Source organism: Nonomuraea sp. NPDC003201 (genome assembly GCF_053590415.1).
The window spans coordinates 1-1,996 of record NZ_JBSFTC010000686.1 but is presented as its reverse complement, the minus strand read 5'-3'; the positions used below and the strand labels follow the sequence as shown (position 1 = coordinate 1,996).

At 71.7% G+C, this 1,996-nt stretch carries 2 protein-coding genes; one reads left to right on the top strand and one right to left on the bottom strand.

Annotated features, from left to right (window positions below; all coding sequences use genetic code 11):
- Nucleotides 1-1,413 (bottom strand): ABC transporter ATP-binding protein (locus ACWDX9_RS62730; RefSeq protein WP_449973356.1); only part of this gene is annotated, 1,413 nt, incomplete at its 3' end.
- Nucleotides 1,414-1,502: 89 nt separating this feature from the next.
- Between ACWDX9_RS62730 and ACWDX9_RS62725 the strand changes: the two genes are divergently transcribed.
- On the top strand, nt 1,503-1,996 hold a 494-nt coding region (locus ACWDX9_RS62725; RefSeq protein WP_449973355.1), incomplete at its 3' end, for a TIGR03085 family metal-binding protein.

The following is a 1,996-nucleotide window of genomic DNA, read 5'->3' as shown; positions in this document are numbered from 1 at the left end:
GGCGAGCCTGGCCACGAACCCGTCGGCCTGGGCCAGCCGCAGGGCGGCCCACACGTCCTCGTCGGCCGCCTCCAGCCCGAGCGCGATGTTGCCGCGCACGCTGTCGTCGAACAGGAACGTCTGCTGCGGCACCAGCGCCACCGACTCGGCGATGCCGCCGTAGGCCAGCTCGCGCAGGTCCACGCCGTCGAGCAGCACCTGTCCCGTGCCGGGGTCCACGAGCCGGACGAGCAGCTGCACGAGCGTGGACTTGCCCGAGCCGGTGGGCCCGACCAGCGCGACGGTACGGCCGGCGGGCACGTCGAAGGTGACGTCGTGGAGCACCTGGGCCTCGCCGTAGGCGTACGAGACGCCGGAGATCTCCAGCGCGGCGGGGGTGGAGGCGGTCGTGGCGGCCACGCCGCCGTACTCCATGGAGCCGGTGGCCTCCAGCACGGCCTGCACCCGCTGCCAGCCGACGACGCTGCGCGGCAGCTCGGCCAGCACCCAGCCGAGCGCCCTGATCGGGAAGGACAGCAGCGTGAACAGGTAGGCCACCTGCACCAGGTCGCCGGAGTCGATCGCACCGGCGGACAGGCGCACCGCGCCGACGGCGAGCACCGCGAGCACGCCGATCGTGGGCAGCGCCTCCAGCAGCGGGTCGAACAGCCCGCGCACGCGCCCGACCGCGATGTTGGCGTCGCGCAGCTCGTGGGCGCGCCGCCGGAACCGGTCGGTCTCCAGCTCCTCCCGGCCGAGCGTCTTGACGACGAGCGCGCCGTCGAAGCTCTCGTGCGCGATCTCGCTGACCTCGGCGCGCAGCTGCTGCGCGCGGGTGGCCAGCGGGCTGAGCTTGCGCTGATAAATCAGGTTAAGTACGGCGATAGCCGGAAAAATCAAGAAACCCACCAGCGCGAGCACGAGATCCGTGAACAGCATCGCGATCGCCGCGGTGAACAGCATGACGATCACGCCCACGGCCATCGGCAGCGGCGCGAGCGGCGCCCAGGCGGCCTCGGCGTCGGCGCTGGCGTTCGACAGGAGCTGCCCGGTCGGGTGCTGGTGGTGCCAGGACAGCGGCAGCCTCAGGTACTGCTTGGTCACGTCCCTGCGCGACCTGGCCTGCATCCGGTACTGCATGACCCCCGCCAGGATGCGGCGCCCGGCCACGCCGATCGACTTGAGCAGCGCCGCCCCGACGATGAGGAGCACTCCCGTCCAGAGCGCCCCCGAAGCGATGCGGCCCGACCCGAAGGCCGGCAGCACCACGTTCTGCGTCGCCCAGCCCAGCGCCCACGCGGACGCGACGGTCATGCCGCCGTAGACCGCGCTGGCCAGCACCGCCAGCGCGAACACCGCTTTCTCCGTCTGAATGGCCACCCCAAGGACACGCAGCCCTTGACGCATCACGGCCGAGGTGACCTTGGTCGCCACGCGGCACGTTCCCCTTCCAATCCGACATATCTGCTTAAGTCACTATCACTCCAGATATGCACGTTATTCCCACCGGTAGGGTTGACCACGTGACGTACGCCCGCGACGAACGCTCCGCGCTCTGCGACCTGTTCGACCGCCTCGGTCCCGACGCCCCCACGCTCTGCACGGGCTGGACCACCTACGACCTGGCCGCGCACCTCGCGCTGCGCGAGCGCAGGCCCGACGCCATGGGCGGCATCGCGCTCAAGCCCCTCGCCGGCTACACCGCCTCGGTGCAGAACGGCCTCAAGGCCAAGCACCCCTTCCCCGAGCTGGTCGGCCTGGTACGCGAGCCGGGCGGCGTCTACGGGCTGCTGCCCTTCCTCGACGACGCCGTCAACACGCTGGAGTTCTTCGTCCACCACGAGGACGTCCGCCGCGCCCAGCCGTCATGGGAGCCCCGCGAACTGTCCGACGACCTCGAACGGCTCATCTGGAAGCGGGTCGCCGGCGGGGCCCGGCTGATGCTGCGCAAGGCGCCGGTCGGCGTGGTGCTGCACCGGCTCGGCGGCGGCGTGGCGCTCGGCGGCCCCCGCGGCGG